The organism is Mycobacterium paragordonae (genome assembly GCF_003614435.1).
GTDB lineage: Bacteria > Actinomycetota > Actinomycetes > Mycobacteriales > Mycobacteriaceae > Mycobacterium > Mycobacterium paragordonae.
Window position 1 is genome coordinate 359,178 of sequence record NZ_CP025546.1, and the last position, 15,402, is coordinate 374,579.

The following is a 15,402-nucleotide window of genomic DNA, read 5'->3' on the forward strand; positions in this document are numbered from 1 at the left end:
GGGCACCGACAAGCCCGATTTCGCTTACGACTCGGACTCCTCCGATTGCGGCGCCGGCTGCACCGCACCCACCGCCCGGTTCAACCAGTGCGGCGCCAGCGCCGAGATCGCGGTCGTTCCGGCCGTGGCGCCGATGACACCCGACCAGGCCACCGGTCCCAACGGTGTGCAGCCGAAAAACTGGCTCAATACCGGTGTTTGGATGATCCCGACCAGTACTCCCGCGCTGCCCAGTGCTGTTGCCACCACCAGCGGGCTGTGGCTGCGGGTGAGCAGCGTCTGCGCCAGCTGCGTCGTCACCAACGCGGTCAGACCCATTGTCGCCGTGCGCCGTTCGGTGCCCGGCGTCCAGCGCCCGATGGCCCAGGCGGTCGTTGCACCGGCGGCGGTGATGACGCCGCGGTTGACGATCTGACGCATCAGCGGCTCGTCGAGGGAGGGGGCCGGCTGGATCAGCAGTTCGCGCTGCAGGGTACGGCGGGCCTCCTCTATCTGCTCGGCGGTCAGTTCCTCGTCGTCTTCGGGGTCGTCGTACTGGGAGGTGACGGCGACCGCCAGGGCGGGGAACATGTCGGTGAGCAGGTTCACCAGCAACAGCTGCCGGGTTCCCACCGGTGCCCGCCCCTGGCCGAACGCGGTCCCCAGAATGGTGAACAGCACCTCGCCGACGTTGCCGCCGACCAGGATGGTGACCGCGTCGCGCACGCCGGCCCACATGTTGCGACCTTCGACCAGCGCGTCGATCAGCACGCCGAGATCGTCGTCGGTCAACACGATGTCGGCCGCGCCCCGGGCCGCCGAGGAACCACGGCCGCTGACCCCGATTCCCACGTCGGCCATCCGGATAGCGGCAGCGTCGTTGGCGCCGTCGCCGACCATGGCGGTCACCCGACCGGCGCGCTGCAGAGCCGCGACGATCTGCACCTTCTGCTCCGGGCTGACCCGGGCGAACACCTGGACGTCGGCCGCCAGCTTGGTGTGTCCTTCGGCGTCGATGCTGGCGAACTCGGCGCCGGTCACCACCCGCACATCGTCGGGCAGGCCCAGCTGCCGGGCGATTGCCCGCGCGGTGATGGGGTGGTCACCGGTGATCAGCACCACGTTGCGCTCGGCTTCCACCAACGCCTCGATCAGCGGCCGCGCCGACGCCCGGGCGGTGTCAGCCAATCCGACATAGCCGATCAACTCCAGGTCGTGCGCCGCGGCCTCGACGGCATCGGAATCGGTGTCGCCGTCGTTGGTGGCGTGTTCCCAGGGTCGCTGCGCGACGGCGAGTACCCGAAGCCCTTGTGCGGCAAGGCTGTCCACCAGCGACTCGGCCTCGGCGTCGACAGATCGGCAGCGCGGCAGGATCGTCTCCGGCGCACCCTTGAGCATGAGCACCGGCGTTGCATCGTTGAGCTCCGCGCCGATGGAGGCGGCGTAGCCGCGGCTGGATTCGAACGGCACCTCCGCGAGCACGGTCCAAGGCGAATCACCTTCGCCGTCAAGCGAACTGGCGGCCGTGATGATCGCCTCGTCGGTCGCGTGCGCGTGCCCCTCGCCGTCGTGCGGCTGTGTCGAGGCGCGTGCGGCGGCCCGCAACACCGCGATGGCCGCCGGGTCGTCCGACCCGGGGAACGGCCCGTCGGGGCCGATGCCCTTCGGCACGGCGCGCACCACGCGCAGCTTGTTCTCGGTGAGCGTGCCGGTCTTGTCGAAACAGACCGTGTCCACCCGGCCGAGTGCCTCGATGGCGCGCGGTGACCGGACCAGGACCCCGCGGGTAGTCAGGCGCTGCGCCGCAGCGAGCTGAGACAGCGTCGCGACCAGCGGCAGCCCCTCTGGAACCGCCGCGACCGCGATGGCGACGCCGTCGGCCACCGCCTGCCGCAGCGACGTGCGGCGCAGCAGCGACAGGCCGGTCACCGTGGCGCCGCCGGCCAGAGTCAGCGGCAGCACCTTACTGGTCAGCTCCCGCAGCCGCGCCTGCACGCCGGCCGAGGTCTCGACGTTGGCCACGGCCGAGATCGCCCGTTGCGCGGCGGTGCCGACCCCGGTGGCGACGACGATCGCCCGCGCGCGTCCCGCAACGATCGTGCTGCCCTCGAACAGCATGCTGGCGCGTTCCGGGTCGTTGACCGCGACGGGATCAACCTGCTTGTCCACCGGCAGCGACTCGCCGGTGAGGAAGGACTCGTCGACCTCGAGGTCGTCGGCGACCAGGATCCGGGCGTCCGCGGGCACCACTTCGGGGGCCGCGAGGTCGATGACGTCGCCGGGCCGCAGCTTCTTGGCGGACACCGTGGCGGTACGGGTGGCGTGCTGAGCGGCCTCCAGCCGGCGCCGCGTCGTCGCCACGGCCGGCACCACCACGCGGCGCACCAGCTGATCCTGCTCGGCGAACAGTTCCGCGGCCGCCGCCTCGGCCCGCAGCCGCTGCACCCCACCGGTCACCGCGTTGACCGCCATGACGCCCGCGACCAGCAGCGCGTCGACATTGCTGCCCACGATCGCCGACGCCGCGGCACCCACCGCCAGGATCGGAGTCAGCGGATCGCGCAACTCGACACGGGTGGCGGCCGCCAACCGGCCCAGCGTCTGGGCCGGACCGCGCAGCGGTGCGACGACCGGCTCGTAGGACAGGTCGTCGAGCCGTCGCCGCCAGGTCGGGGCGTCCGATTCCACCGCCAGCGGTCGGGACCCGCCGGCCAGGCGCGAGTAGACGATCTCGGGGTCCAGCGCGTGCCAGGCGGTCAGCGGCTGCGGCGTGGGGTCGGGCAACCGCAGCACCCGCGCTGCCGACAGCGACCCACCCAGCAGGGCGGTCACCGCGGCGGCGTTGACCGGGTTGAGCCAGCGGCGGAAGGAAGCCGGATTGCTGGTTCGGCCGTCCTCGCCGGTGACGAGCAACAGCCCGGCCAGCGTGGTGCCGCCCTGGGCCAGGTGCACGGCGGATTCGCTGGCGGCGCGCGCCACCGGGAGCGCGGACAGGATCCGGACCGCGGCGGCCAGGTCGGTCCCGGTGATGATGTCGGCGGTCCACGGCGTGGCCGCGCGCGGATCGTCCAAGGCGACGCCGACGTCCGCGATGGCCAGCGCGGCCAGCGTGTCGGTCGACGCGAAGTCCCGGTGCAGGGCGGTGATCAGCAGCACCGGCCCGCGGTCGGCCCGCAGTTCGCGGACCAACTTCAGCAGCGGCGTACCTGGGGGATGAGTCGAACCGACACTGGCGGACAAGTCCTCCGTGCCCGCTACGTGACGCAGCACGACCCGGGCGCCGGTGCGGTGCGCGGTCTGCATCAGGGGGATCGCGAACGGGTCGACTTCCCAGCCGACGTCCACGCTGCCCACCCGGTCGCCGTCGTTGATCAACTCGGCGCGTTCGAGACCTTGCGCCGGTGTCGCCGAGGACCCTTGCGAGCGAATCCATTTGAGCCGCGCACCGATGGCCGGCAGTTCGTCGGGGTCGGGCTCGGGTGCCTCTTCGCCGTGCAACAGCGCGTCGGCAACCTCGTAGACCCGGTCGTCGTCCCAGCCGGGTTCGTCGCCTTGTGCGCGCAAAACCGCGCGGTGGTCACCGCGCAGGGCGGCCCCGTCGATGACGACCACCTGCACCCGGTCCAGGCGGCGCAACGCCCCCGGGTCGAGCAGCAGCAGCCCGGCGTTGGCCAGGCCGCGGCCGAGTGTCGTCGCGAATGCCTCACGGCCCACGTGCGCGGCTTTGGGCACCCCGGCCAGGATCGCCTCGGCGGCCTCGGCGGCGCCACCGCCGGCGAACAACGCGCCGGCCGCGGCAATAACCGAGCCGCTCGCGGCCTGGTCCACATAGTGCTCGATCGGGCCCTTCATGGAGCCCTTGCCGGTGTCGATCGCGGCGTCGATGGCGCCGTCCACCACGACGTGCGAGGCTTCGCCCGCGGCGGCCGCGGCCCAGTTGTGCCGCGGCGTGTGCTCGTCCGCCGCGGACGAGAGGATCGGGACCACCGGAGCCTGGGGCCGGGTGGGGGAGGCGAGTTCGGGTTCCCGTTCCCGCCACCGCTGCCGGTGCGCCGCGGCCTCGGACAGCTGCAACCCGCGTTGCGTGAGGTTCAACAGCGGCGTGCCGACCGACTGGCTCAGCCCGTACGCCAGCGCCGTCGAACCACTGAGCGCGATGTCGGTTCCGACACGTCCGAGCCGCGACTCCAGCACCGCCACCACCCGGGGCTGGTAGTTCATCAGCGCCGCGGCGGCCCGCGCGCTGCGCGGCGCCATGGGCAGCCGGGTGAACCAGCCTGTGACGGCGGCACCGACCGCGACGGCGTCCATCGCCGCGGCGGTCAGCGGCACCAGAATCGCCAACGGATTACCGGGGTCGGCGAACGGCGCGGAGTGGGGTGTGGGACCTGATTCGGCGGCGACCAGGTCGGCGGCCACCGCCGCTGCCGTGTCGCGCACCTCGTCCAGAACGTCGTCGGCATCGGCGTCCGCCGCGATCTCGATGACCAACCGGCCCAGCGCGCCCTCGACGTGGGCTTGGTCCACGCCGGCGATGCGGCGGACCGGTTCCTCGATCACCGGGGCGTACTCGTGCCAGCGGGGGAACGGCAGTAGCGGATCGAGGTCCAGGTGGAACCGCCGGCCGCTGTGCCAGCGCACCGGAGGTGTGACGGTTTCCGGCGCTCCGTCGAACGAGCTGCCCAGGCCGATCGCCCGGCCGGTGGTGTGCGCCACGCTCTGCACGACGGGACCGACCAGTTCCGTCATCGGGCTGGTCAGTGTCTGTACCGCCCCGACAGCCCCCGCCGCTCCGTTGACCCCTGCCTGTATCGCCTGAACCGCACCACCGGTGAGAGTGCCGACAAGGTCGGCCACACCCGGGATCTTCATCCATCACCCTTCGATTACGTCTACCGCGCCAATCCTCCCGGCGCCTCGATGACCTGTCCACACGGCCCGCGCGAACGCGGCCGGGTCACCGCGTGAGCGGCAACCCGAAGGCCGAGAACAGCGTCGGATCGAGGAAGACGGTCATGACCGCGATCCCGGGTGTCCCAGCCCGGGAAACGCAGGTCAGCACCTGGATGGAATGCGCTGCCATGATGTTATCGGCGTTGCGCCGATATTCTGCGACCGCAGGCTGTGCGTTTGCTGAGGTCGGGATCATCAGCAGGTCGCCGGGGGCGGCCATGGCCCGCTCGGCCAGGAAACGAAGCACATCGTCGCGGCCGAAGAACCATTCCGGCATCGGCGGCATCTCGAGCTTGATGTCGTCCTGCAGCAACTCGGTGAGTGCGGCCATGTCGGCGTTCTCGAACGCGGCGCAGTAGCGGTCGACGAGATCGCGGCGCGCGCTGTCATCGGGCTCGGCGACGTCGTCTTCATCCGGTGTGATCTCGGCGAGCCGGCCGCGGGCGCGTTGCAGGGAACTGTTGACGGCCGCCGGCGTCGTCTCCAGCAACTCGGCGACTTCGGCGGCGCTGAACTGCACGACGTCGCGCAGGATCAGCACGGCCCGCTGGCGGGCCGGCAGCTCCTGCAGGGCCGTCATCACCGCCAGCCGGACGCTCTGTCGCACGGCCAGGGCGTCCTCCGGGGTCTGGAAGAGATACGCGTCGGGGATGGGTTCCAGCCACTCGCTGTCGCCTATCGGGTTGTCGCCCGGGAGCGCCCGGCGAGAGCGGTTTTCCAGCGCCCGCAGGCACGCCGTCGTCGCGATCCGGTACAGCCAGGTGCGCAGCGCGGCGCGTTCCTCGAACGCCGGATATCCTCGCCAGCCGCGCAGGTAGGTCTCCTGGACCAGATCCTCGGCATCGTGCACCGATCCGAGCATCCGGTAGCAGTGCGCGATCAACTCGGCCCGGAACGGGGCCGCACGCTCGATGAACTCCGACTGCTCCGACATGTCCATATAGATACCTCCGCCGCCGGAAAATCATCGCCGACCTGGGCAGCGATGAATCCCGCGGCGGCCGCGTATCTGCATTGGCGACGTTGTGTCGAAAGAGTCAAAGGAAAGGGACCACCACCGTGAATCAATCAATCGCCGGTACGACGGCAATCGTCACCGGGGCCAGCCGCGGATTCGGCCGCGCGATCGCGGCCGCTTTCACCGAGGCGGGCGCGCATGTGGTCGGTGTCGCGCGAACCGATGCCCATCAGCAGTTGGTGCGCGACGAACTGGGTGACACCTTCACCGCCGTTGCGGCCGACGCCGCCGACCCGCAGACGGCTGCCCGGCTGATCGACGAATACCGCCCGCACACGGTCGTGCTGGCCGCCGGACTGGCACCCCGGATGATGCCGTTGATGGACCAGACGTGGGCGAGCTTCAGCGAGAACTGGAACGTCGACGTCGCGCAGACGTTTCACTGGATCCGGTACGCGTTGCGCCGGCCGCTGGCACCGGGCAGCGCGGTGGTCGCTTTCTCGAGCGGCGCGGCGGTCAACGGGTCTCCGCTCAGCGGTGGTTACGCGGGCGCCAAAGCCGCCGTCCGGTTCATCACCGGCTACGCCGCCGAGGAGTCACGGCGGGCGGGGCTGGGCATCGGCTTCGCGTCGGTATTGCCGCGGCTGACTCCAGCGACCGACCTCGGCGCCAAGGCCGTCGCCGCCTACGCCGCCCGGCAAGGAGTCGATATCGAGGCGTTCATCGAGTCCGCGGGGCCCGTGCTGACCCCCGAGCAGGTCGCGCTTGCGGTGCGGGGCATCGTCGAACGCGGGGACACCGGCCCGTATCTACTGACGTCTGCCGGTTTGTCGCCGGCGGCTTGAAAATGCAAGCGAGAAGGGAGATCTCCATGAAGACACCGCCGATCGTCTCCGCCGCGGAGTGGGCCGACGCGCACCAGCGCCTGTTGGCGAAGGAGAAAGAGCTGACCCGGGCGCGCGACGCGCTGGCCGCCGAGCGCCGCCGGATGCCCTGGCTGCCCGTGGACAAGGACTACGTGTTCGACGGCCCGGACGGATCCGTCGACCTCTTGGGGCTTTTCCAGGGACGGCGCCAGCTGGTTCTGTACCGCGCGTTTTTCGAACCCGGGGTGCACGGCTGGCCCGATCACGGCTGCCCGGGCTGCTCGATGATCGCCGACCACATCGGTCATCTGGCGCACGTGAACGCCCGCGACACCACCCTGGCGTTCGTCTCGCGGGCGCCGCAGGCCGACATTCAGCGGTTGCGGCAGCGGATGGGGTGGCGGATGCCCTGGTACACGCTGACCGACGGCTTCGATGCTGACTTCGGCGTGCACGAATGGCACGGCACCAACGCGTTCATCCATGACGGGTCGCGCGTGTATCGCACCTACTTCGTCAACAACCGCGGCGACGAGGTGCTGGGCAACACGTGGAGCATCCTCGACATGACGGCGCTGGGTCGCCAGGAGGACTGGGAGGACTCTCCGGAGGGCTACCCGCAGACCAAGCCTTACGAGTGGTGGGCCTGGCACGACTCGTACACCGAGCACGTCCCGTCACGCTGGTTCGGGGAACCCGATCCCGATGACCCCAATGATCAACGGCCGCCCCGCAGTTGATTTGTGGAATACCCGAATTGCGCGGTGGCCTTGAACGGCCACGCGTGGAAATAGGGCTTTTGGAAGACCGCCCTACAAATATCGGTGGTTTGCCCGGCCGACGTGGTACCCGGCCGGAAACGACTTCTCGATGACCTGGAGGTGGTGGTCCACCCTGGATTCCAGCTCAAGGACTACGCAGCCGTCGCCGACGGCCTTTGATTCGAGAACGATGTACCGCTGGCCGCCGTCGGTGATCGGGTCACCCGAATGCAAATTCTCGACGGGCACCAATTCGGGGGTTCCGTGTGACTCCACCTTTGTCACAGTAGGTCAACTCGGCAGGCGAGGAAATAGTCTGGCCCGCGCGTCGCCATCGCCGTTGGAAAGCTATTCGGGCATTTCAGGTGCCGCCCCCGGTTGCTTGAAGTAGACGCTGACGCGCGAGATCAAGCCGCTCTGCGAGGCATCGTCACCTCGCTCGAAAAGCAGGCACTCCGGCCACTCGGTCGGAACGCCGTCGAACTCGAAGGACTCCGTCAGTTCGACGAACGACCGGCTCTCCACGTGCGAGACCCGGTGGATCTGCAGGCGATGCCCCTTCAGGCGGGTGATGACGTTGCGCAGGTAGGCGACGTACTCGTCTTTGCCTTCGACGACCTCACACCACGGACCTTCCCGTACCAGGCCTTCATCGGCCAGGGTGGCGGCGACGCCATCCCAGTCGTGGGCGGCCAGACAGGACAGGTAGCGCTCGATCACGCCAGTGGTGGCCCGTGTCATAAACAATTCACCGTCATAGCGACCAGTTCACCCCCCGATCGCGCGCGACCGCAAGAATGGGTGCGTGACCAGTCCGAGCCCAGCCCAGCTGCCGGCCGATGCGCCCGCCTGCTACCGGCATCCCGGCCGTCAGACGTACGTCCACTGCACCCGGTGCGAGCGGCCGATCTGCGGCGACTGCATGCGCAGCGCCGCCGTCGGGCACCAGTGTGTGGAGTGCGTGCAGGCCGGCGCCCGCACCATCCGGCCGGAGCGAACCCGCTTCGGCGGTCGGGAACGCTCGGGAGCACCGGTCGTCACCATTGCGCTGATTGTCGTCAACGTGCTGGCGTTCGTCGCCGAGATGGCGATCCCGGACGTGCAACGGCAGTTCGCGCTGTGGCCGCCCGCCGTCGCTGACGGGCAGCTCTACCGACTGGTGACTTCGGCGTTCCTGCATTACGGCCCGACGCACCTGCTGCTGAACATGTGGGCGCTGTACGTGGTGGGTCAACCGCTCGAAATGTGGCTGGGCCGTTTGCGATTCAGCGCGCTGTACGCTGTGAGCGGTCTGGGCGGCTCGGTGCTGGTGTATCTGTTGTCCCCGCTCAATACGGCCACGGCGGGCGCGTCGGGGGCGGTGTTCGGTCTGTTCGCCGCGACGTTCGTGGTGGCCCGGCGGCTAACCCTCGACGTCCGCTGGGTGGTCGCGGTGATCGTGTTCAACCTGGTCTTCACCTTCGTGGTGCCGCTGTTCAGCTCGCAGCAGATCAGCTGGCAAGGACACGTGGGCGGATTGGTCGCGGGTGGATTGCTCTCGGCGGCTTACGTGTACGCGCCGCGCCAGCGACGAGATCTGATCCAGGCGTCGGCGACGGTCGCCCTGCTGGTCCTGTTCGCTGTGTTGATCTGGTGGCGGACGGCGTCGTTGCTCGCCCAGTTCGCTTGACCGGTAGCTGGTGGGGTTGCTGGCGCAGTAGGTTGGCTGCCATGAGCTGGTGGACCGCTCACGCCGAGCGGACGTTGACCGAAGAGGTGCCCGCGCCGCCGGGCGAGGTTCGCGACTACTACGTCGACCTGGACAACATCAGACTGGTGCACCCGCTGATCGTGTCGGTGCAGCTGCTGTCCCGTACCGAGACCGCCGACGGCTACCGGGTGAGCTATCAAGTGGTGGACCGGATTCCGCTCGGGCCCATCGCCATGAAGGTCACCTACCGGGCGCGTCTGCAGGTCCCGGTCGACGGTGACGTGCATACCGAAGCCGACCAGTCACCCGGTGTGCGACTGCGCGCAACGGTGAGCTTCGATCCGATCGAAGGCGGCACCCGGGTCACCGAGCGGATACGGTTCGCCGCCCCCCGGCCGCTGGCCGCTTTCACCGTCCGCGAGGCAGTCAAGGCACACGCCAAGATGCTCTACGGCATCCGGCGTCACTTCGAATTGCGTTGACGCTGCTCAGATTGTCCACTCGGAGTTCAGCGCGCGCTCGGAAAGGTACTTGGTGGCGCTCCAGCCGCCGTCGACGACGATGGTCTGGCCGTTGATGAAGGCGCCGCCGGGCGAGCAGAGGAAAGCAACCGTTGCCGCGACGTCGTCCACCGTCCCCAATCGCTGATGTGGCGTCATCTCGACGTTGATCCGCCGGAACCGCTCATCGGCCAGCCGATGCTCGGTCATGGCGGTCTGGATGACACCGGGAGCCACTGCGTTGCAACGTATTCCCTGCGACCCGTACTGGCAGGCGATGTGTGTGGTCATCGCCGTCAGACCGCCTTTGGCCGCCGAGTAGGCGCCACCGCGCATGCCGCCCACCACCGCGAACGTCGACGTGATGTTCACGATCCCCGAGCCGGGCTGCAGGTGCGGCAGTACCTCGCGCACCAACCGGAACGGGGCGCGCAACATCAAACCCAGGAAAAGGTCCAGGGATTCGTCGTCGGTCTCGTGCAGGGGCTGCGGGCTGCCGATGCCGGCGGCGTTGACCAGGAAATCGATCCGGCCCCAGCGGGACAGCGCTGCGTCGACGATCCGGCGCGGGGCGTCGTCGGCGACGAGATCGACGGCCACGGTCCCGACCCGCTCGGGATCGCCGACCGCGGCTGCAAACCGGGTCAGCCTGCCTTCATCCCGTCCGGTTGCCAACACCGCCATTCCGGCGTCGGCAAGCTTTGCCGCACAACCGGACCCGATGCCGCCGGTCGCGCCTGTCACGATCGCTACCTGCATGTCAGTGCTCCGCCTCCAACAGCGCCGCCTTGATCTGGTGTTTGAGGACCTTTCCCGCGTCGTTCTTCGGCAAGTCGCCCCAGATGACGACCTGCTCGGGAGCTTTGAAGCGCGCAACGCCGGACGCCCCGAGAAAGTCCAGCAGGTTCTTCACGTCCGGCCCCGGTGTGGCGGTGGGAACGACGACGGCGCAGGCTCGTTCGCCGGTGCGTTCGTCCGGCAACCCGACGATGGCGACCTCGGCGATGCCGGGATGGTTGGCCAGCACGTCCTCGACTTCTTTCGGTGAGATGTTCTCGCCGTTCCGGATGATGATGTCCTTGGCCCGGCCGGTGACCACGAGGTACTCGTCGTCGACCCAGCGCGCCAGATCTCCGGTGCGGAAATAGCCGTCGGCGTCGAAGGATTCGTCTTCGTCTTCCGGATGAAGGTAGCCGACGAGCATCTGCGGGCCCCGCACGCGCATTTCACCGTCCACGAGTTTCACGTCGGCCACTCCGGGCCGCCCGTCGGTGTCGGCCGCGTGATCGCGATCGTCGGGCGAACCGACCGTCGTCACCGGAACTTCCGTGGACCCGTACACCCGGGTGACCAGAGTGGATGCGAAATATGCTGCGGCCCTTCTGATCAAGGTCGGAGACACGGAGGCGCCACCGCAGATGAAGACCTTCAGGTCGGGCAACCGGGTGCCCGCCCGTTGGGCGGCCGCCAGCAGTTGATCCAGGAACGGTGTGGCGCCCGCCATGTGCGTGCAGCCTTCGGTCACCATTAGCCGCGCCGCGGTGTCGGCATCCCAGCGTTCCAGCAGAATCGCGGTGACACCCAACAGCAGTGGCGCCTCGAAGGCGTAGATCGACCCGCCGATATGCGCGATCGGCGACGCCACCAGGAACACGTCCCCCGGCTCGACCAGCCAGTGCCGGCCGATTTGTCGCAGCAGCGCATGGATCGAGTTGTGGCTGTGCAGAACTCCTTTCGGACGTCCCGTGGTACCAGAGGTGTACAGGATCATGCGCACGGCATCGGGGTCGAGTGCGGGGAGCGTCCCGGCGACATTGGCCAGCGAGCCGAACGGGATCTGGCCGGGCCCACAATCTCCGCGCAGCACAACCACATCCGGCGGCGACTTCAGCTGCTCGGTGACCCTGCCCAGCATCGCCGCGAAGTCGTGATGTCCGAACACCGACGGAATGAACACCATCCGGCTGTCGGCGTCCTCGAGGATGAAGCGCAGTTCCCGGTCCCGCAGTGAGGGCAGGATCGGATTGGCCACCATGCCAGCCAGCGTGCCGGCCAGGTAAATCACCGCGGCCTCATGCCAATTGGGCAGCATGAACGACACCACGCTGCCCGGCGGGACACGCGCCAGCATCGCGCGGGCCAGCGCCGCCGCCTGCCGGTACAGTTCCCGGCAGGTCAGGCGGTGATTGCCGTCGATCAGCGCTACCCGCTCAGGCGTTCGCTCGGCCGCCTCGCGCAGGGCGTCCGCCACGGTGTTGTCGACCCACCATCCCTGGGCGTAGGCAGCCGCGGCTCGTTCGTCATCCCAGCGAAGCCATCGCCCGCCGATCAGTTTCCTAGCCATTACCAGCCATTTCTAGCCGCGTATTCGCCGCATTGTCATCGAATGCCGGAATCGCGATGCCGGGTGCGTGTTGATCGTCACCTGCGCAACCCGATCATCAGAAGCGCGGTAAGTGCGTTGCACCTGCAATGCCGGGGTTCCGGGCTCGACGTCGAGGGCGGCGGCAAGCTCGGCCGGCAGCAGCACCGCGACGATCTCCTGTTGCACCTCAACGATACTGAGCCCGAACAGATCCTCGATCAACGGGAAAATGGGGCCGTCGTGGCGCTGCAGCAGGCGGCCGACCGCCGCGAACTCGCGATTGATGTAGTACTCGGTGCGGCACAGCGGCGATGCGGACTCCACGGCTTGGCGCGCGCCACGAACCGACAGCCATTGCTCGCCCACGGCCAGGCCTGTGCGCACGGACAGGTCGTCGTCGATGCCGACCATGGCGACGGACTCGATTGCGAACCGGGTCCCCGAGGCGAAGTCCAACAAGTCGTTGATCGACATAACGTGCTGCACATAGGAATCCGCGGAAGGTCGCGGGACCACGAGGGTTCCGGTCCGCGGCCGCGATGACACCAGGTTGTCGTCGCGCAGCCTGCGCAGCGCCTCCCGGACGGTGTAGCGGCTGACCGCAAACCGCTCGCACAACTCGTGCTCGGTCGGCAGCTGGGAACCGACCGGATATACCCCGTCCACGATCTCCTTGCGCAGCGTACGGGCCACCTGAAGGTAGCGGTGGTCGACGACCTTTGCTTCGGTCAACGTTGTGGCCCTTCGGTTTCCCGGCGCAGCGCCAGCACGCTGCCCTCGGCGTCGGCGGAGATGTACAGGGTGCCGTCGGGTCCGGCGGCGAGCCCCGCGAACGGTCCCTGCGGCCCGGAGAACGGCGGCATCCCACGCAGTGGTTTGGGGATGACGCCGGGCGGCGCGCCGACCGGCAGGTCTGAAGCGACGGTGACCCGGGCCCCGCTGTCCAGGTCGACGGCGACGAGTTCCTTTGCGCCGGAATCCACGACGTACACCTGCCGGTCCCGCACCAGTAGCCCCTGCGGTTGCTGCAGCCCCTCGATCAACGGCCCGCCGCCCACCCGCAACACCCGACCCGCGCCGGCCTCGGACACCAGGCACGTCCCGTCGGGGGCTATGGCCACACCGACGGGCTCATGCAGGCCGGATGCCAGAACTTCCACGTCACCCGCCCGGATGCTCAGCACCCGGCCGGCGCCCAGCTCGGCCACCACTATGGCGCCTCCGGGCGCGATGGCGACGCCATACAGCTGATCGAAACCCTGTGCCAGCACCTCGCTTTCGCTGCTCGCCGGTCGATAGCGGGCAACCTCTCCGTTCGAAGTGGTGACGATGAACTCGCCGGGTCCCGCCGGTGCCAGGCCACGCAGAAAGCCGGGATAGCCGGGACTGAACAGCATGCCGGCGGTGTGCAGCGCACCATCGATCAGCTCGTAGAAATATGTTCCGTCGGCTATGTAGAGGTTGCCGTCGGCGCCTACCGCAAGGTCCAACGGCCAGTTCAGCCCGCCGCCGAGCACCGTCCGGGTCTGGCCGTCCCCGAGGATTTCGGTGATCTCACCGGTGAAGTTCGAGACGAACAACCGGTTGTCAACGAAGGTCAGGTTGTCCAGACCAGGATTCAGCTGCGCCAGGACATTAGTTTGCCCGGTACGCGGGTCGATGCGCAGCACCTGGCCGCTGTGCACTTGCGTGGAAACCAGATAGCCCTCGGCATCGAACTTGACCGCATCCGGCACGCCCAGGTCGCCCGCCACCCGTTGCGGATCGCCGCCGTCCGGGTCGATGCGCCAGATTTCGTTGGCGCCCATCACCGGGAAATACAGGAGCCCGTCGGGACCGACTTCCATCGCGTTCGGCGACGGCACGTTCTCCAGCAGCACCCTGGGCGGGCCGCCGGCACAATCGAGTTCCACCAGACGTCCCCCCGCGCGGCATTCGCCGATGAACAACCGGCCCCGGTGAACGGTGATGCCGTTGGCGGACGGCAGGTCGTCCCGCAACACACGGATGTGGCCGCGGGTGTCGCGCATGCTCACCCGGCCGTCCATCACCTCGGTGGCGTACAGGTTGCCCTCCAAATCGAAGGCCACGTCATCCGGCGCGACGATGTCGCCGCCCTTGGCGCTCACCGTGTCGATTTGTCCGGTCTGCGGGTCGAGCGCGCTGATCTGACTGCCGGTCACCTGCGCGATGTAGACGCGGCCGTCGGGGCCGGTGCGCAGACCGTTGGCCCCGAATAGGCGGCTGGGCTCGGTGACTCGCGTCAGGGCCCAGCCCTCCGCGACGCGCGGTGGCCGCGCGGCGCTGTAGCGAGCAGCCTTCACCGCTCGGACGATAGCAATGCGCCGTGGTCCAGACAATAGCGAGCACCAAGTACGCTAGCGCCCTTGACGTGCGGGCTGCCTAAAGAGAATCATGCTCTCTAATGAGTGCACGTCATTATCATGTCCGGACAATTGGATGAACACCGCCCAGCTGAGCCTCGCCGGGAGAGCCGTGGTGGTAGCCGGCGCCGCCGGCGGCGGGATCGGCACCACCGTGGCACGCGTCGTCGCGGAGGCCGGCGCGACCGTGGTCGCGGTCAGTCGTGGCCGTGCAAATCTCGACCAGCACATCGGGCCGCTGATGGACGAAGGACTGCCGGTCGTTCCGGTGGTCGCCGACGTGTCCACCGATGACGGCGTGGCCTCCGTGATGGAGGCAGCGACCGGCGCCGGCGACGAGCTCTACGGACTGGTGAATGTCGCCGGCGGCGCCGACCCGTCGACGTGGATGCCGGCCACCCGGGTGACCCGGAGCGACTGGCGGGATCTGTTCACGCAGAACCTCGAGACGATGTTCTTCATGAGCCAGGCCGTGGCCGCCGAACTCAGGCGCCGCCGACTCCCCGGCTCGATCGTGTCGATCTCGTCGATCAGCGGGATGAATACCGCCCCGTTCCACATTGCCTACGGCACCGCCAAGGCCGCCATCGTCGCGGTAACCCGGTCCATGGCAGCCGAATTGGCCTGTGCGGATGCCGGGCACGCCATCCGGGTCAACGCCGTGGCCCCCGGTGTCACCGCGACACCGGCGTCACAGACCTACACCGACCACGATCCGGCCCGCGACCGTCAAGCCATCGCCATGGGGCGGCGCGGCCGACCCGACGAGGTGGCCGGCGCGGTGTTGTTCCTGCTGTCGGACCTGTCGTCGTACATCACCGGGCAGACGTTGCTGGTCGACGGGGGCCTGAACCTCAAGTGGGGGCATCTGGGTGCTGACAACACCTCGCTGTTCCTCAAGGACGAATCGTTCCGCGCGGCGATCAAGCAGTGGGACTAGAAGGAA

General features: G+C 68.6%; 13 protein-coding genes. 5 read left to right on the plus strand and 8 right to left on the minus strand.

Annotated features, from left to right (window positions below):
• Positions 1-24 precede the first annotated feature (24 nt).
• Together C0J29_RS01685 and C0J29_RS01690 are read right to left on the minus strand one after the other, a co-directional pair.
• Positions 25-4,851: a cation-translocating P-type ATPase gene (locus C0J29_RS01685; RefSeq protein WP_120791343.1), complete on the minus strand. Its 4,827-nt coding sequence runs from the start codon at positions 4,849-4,851 to the stop codon at positions 25-27.
• An 85-nt stretch (positions 4,852-4,936) separates the two neighbouring features.
• On the minus strand, positions 4,937-5,866 hold the full coding sequence (locus C0J29_RS01690; RefSeq protein ID WP_120794487.1) for a sigma-70 family RNA polymerase sigma factor: 930 nt from the start codon (positions 5,864-5,866) through the stop codon (positions 4,937-4,939).
• Positions 5,867-5,991: 125 nt separating this feature from the next.
• Here C0J29_RS01690 and C0J29_RS01695 point away from each other — a divergent pair, with 125 nt between their 5' ends.
• Together C0J29_RS01695 and C0J29_RS01700 are read left to right on the plus strand one after the other, a co-directional pair.
• The gene (locus C0J29_RS01695) at positions 5,992-6,735 is read left to right on the plus strand and encodes an SDR family oxidoreductase (RefSeq protein WP_120791344.1); all 744 of its coding nucleotides are present in this window, start codon (positions 5,992-5,994) and stop codon (positions 6,733-6,735) included.
• 26 nt (positions 6,736-6,761) lie between these two features.
• Positions 6,762-7,496: a DUF899 domain-containing protein gene (locus C0J29_RS01700; protein WP_120794488.1), complete on the plus strand. Its 735-nt coding sequence runs from the start codon at positions 6,762-6,764 to the stop codon at positions 7,494-7,496.
• Positions 7,497-7,568: 72 nt separating this feature from the next.
• On the opposite strand, the gene C0J29_RS01705 is transcribed toward C0J29_RS01700, so the two are convergent.
• Positions 7,569-7,793, minus strand: a complete 225-nt coding sequence (locus tag C0J29_RS01705; RefSeq protein WP_055576021.1) for a hypothetical protein — start codon at positions 7,791-7,793, stop codon at positions 7,569-7,571.
• Positions 7,794-7,865: 72 nt separating this feature from the next.
• Positions 7,866-8,258 (minus strand): nuclear transport factor 2 family protein, encoded by a 393-nt coding sequence (locus tag C0J29_RS01710; RefSeq protein ID WP_120791345.1) that lies wholly within the window; start codon positions 8,256-8,258, stop codon positions 7,866-7,868.
• 64 nt (positions 8,259-8,322) lie between these two features.
• Here C0J29_RS01710 and C0J29_RS01715 point away from each other — a divergent pair, with 64 nt between their 5' ends.
• Entirely contained in the window at positions 8,323-9,186 is an 864-nt protein-coding gene (locus C0J29_RS01715) for a rhomboid family intramembrane serine protease (RefSeq protein ID WP_162951371.1), read from the plus strand.
• A 41-nt stretch (positions 9,187-9,227) separates the two neighbouring features.
• Positions 9,228-9,689 (plus strand): SRPBCC family protein, encoded by a 462-nt coding sequence (locus C0J29_RS01720; RefSeq protein ID WP_120791347.1) that lies wholly within the window; start codon positions 9,228-9,230, stop codon positions 9,687-9,689.
• Between the two features lie 6 nt (positions 9,690-9,695).
• Here C0J29_RS01720 and C0J29_RS01725 read toward each other — a convergent pair whose 3' ends face one another.
• Genes C0J29_RS01725 through C0J29_RS01740 form a run of 4 tightly spaced genes read right to left on the minus strand, consistent with a single transcriptional unit; the run spans position 9,696 to position 14,414 of the window.
• Entirely contained in the window at positions 9,696-10,466 is a 771-nt protein-coding gene (locus C0J29_RS01725; RefSeq protein ID WP_120791348.1) for an SDR family NAD(P)-dependent oxidoreductase, read from the minus strand.
• A 1-nt stretch (position 10,467) separates the two neighbouring features.
• Entirely contained in the window at positions 10,468-12,051 is a 1,584-nt protein-coding gene (locus C0J29_RS01730) for an AMP-binding protein (protein WP_120791349.1), read from the minus strand.
• Positions 12,052-12,063: 12 nt separating this feature from the next.
• Positions 12,064-12,804 (minus strand): GntR family transcriptional regulator, encoded by a 741-nt coding sequence (locus C0J29_RS01735; RefSeq protein WP_065048184.1) that lies wholly within the window; start codon positions 12,802-12,804, stop codon positions 12,064-12,066.
• Complete coding sequence (locus tag C0J29_RS01740) at positions 12,801-14,414, minus strand: Vgb family protein (RefSeq protein WP_120794490.1); 1,614 nt, start codon at positions 14,412-14,414, stop codon at positions 12,801-12,803. Before C0J29_RS01740 ends, C0J29_RS01735 begins: the two co-directional genes overlap by 4 nt.
• Before the next feature lie 118 nt (positions 14,415-14,532).
• On the opposite strand from C0J29_RS01740, the gene C0J29_RS01745 reads away from it, so the two are divergent.
• Positions 14,533-15,396, plus strand: a complete 864-nt coding sequence (locus C0J29_RS01745; RefSeq protein WP_242460603.1) for an SDR family NAD(P)-dependent oxidoreductase — start codon at positions 14,533-14,535, stop codon at positions 15,394-15,396.
• Positions 15,397-15,402: the final 6 nt, after the last annotated feature.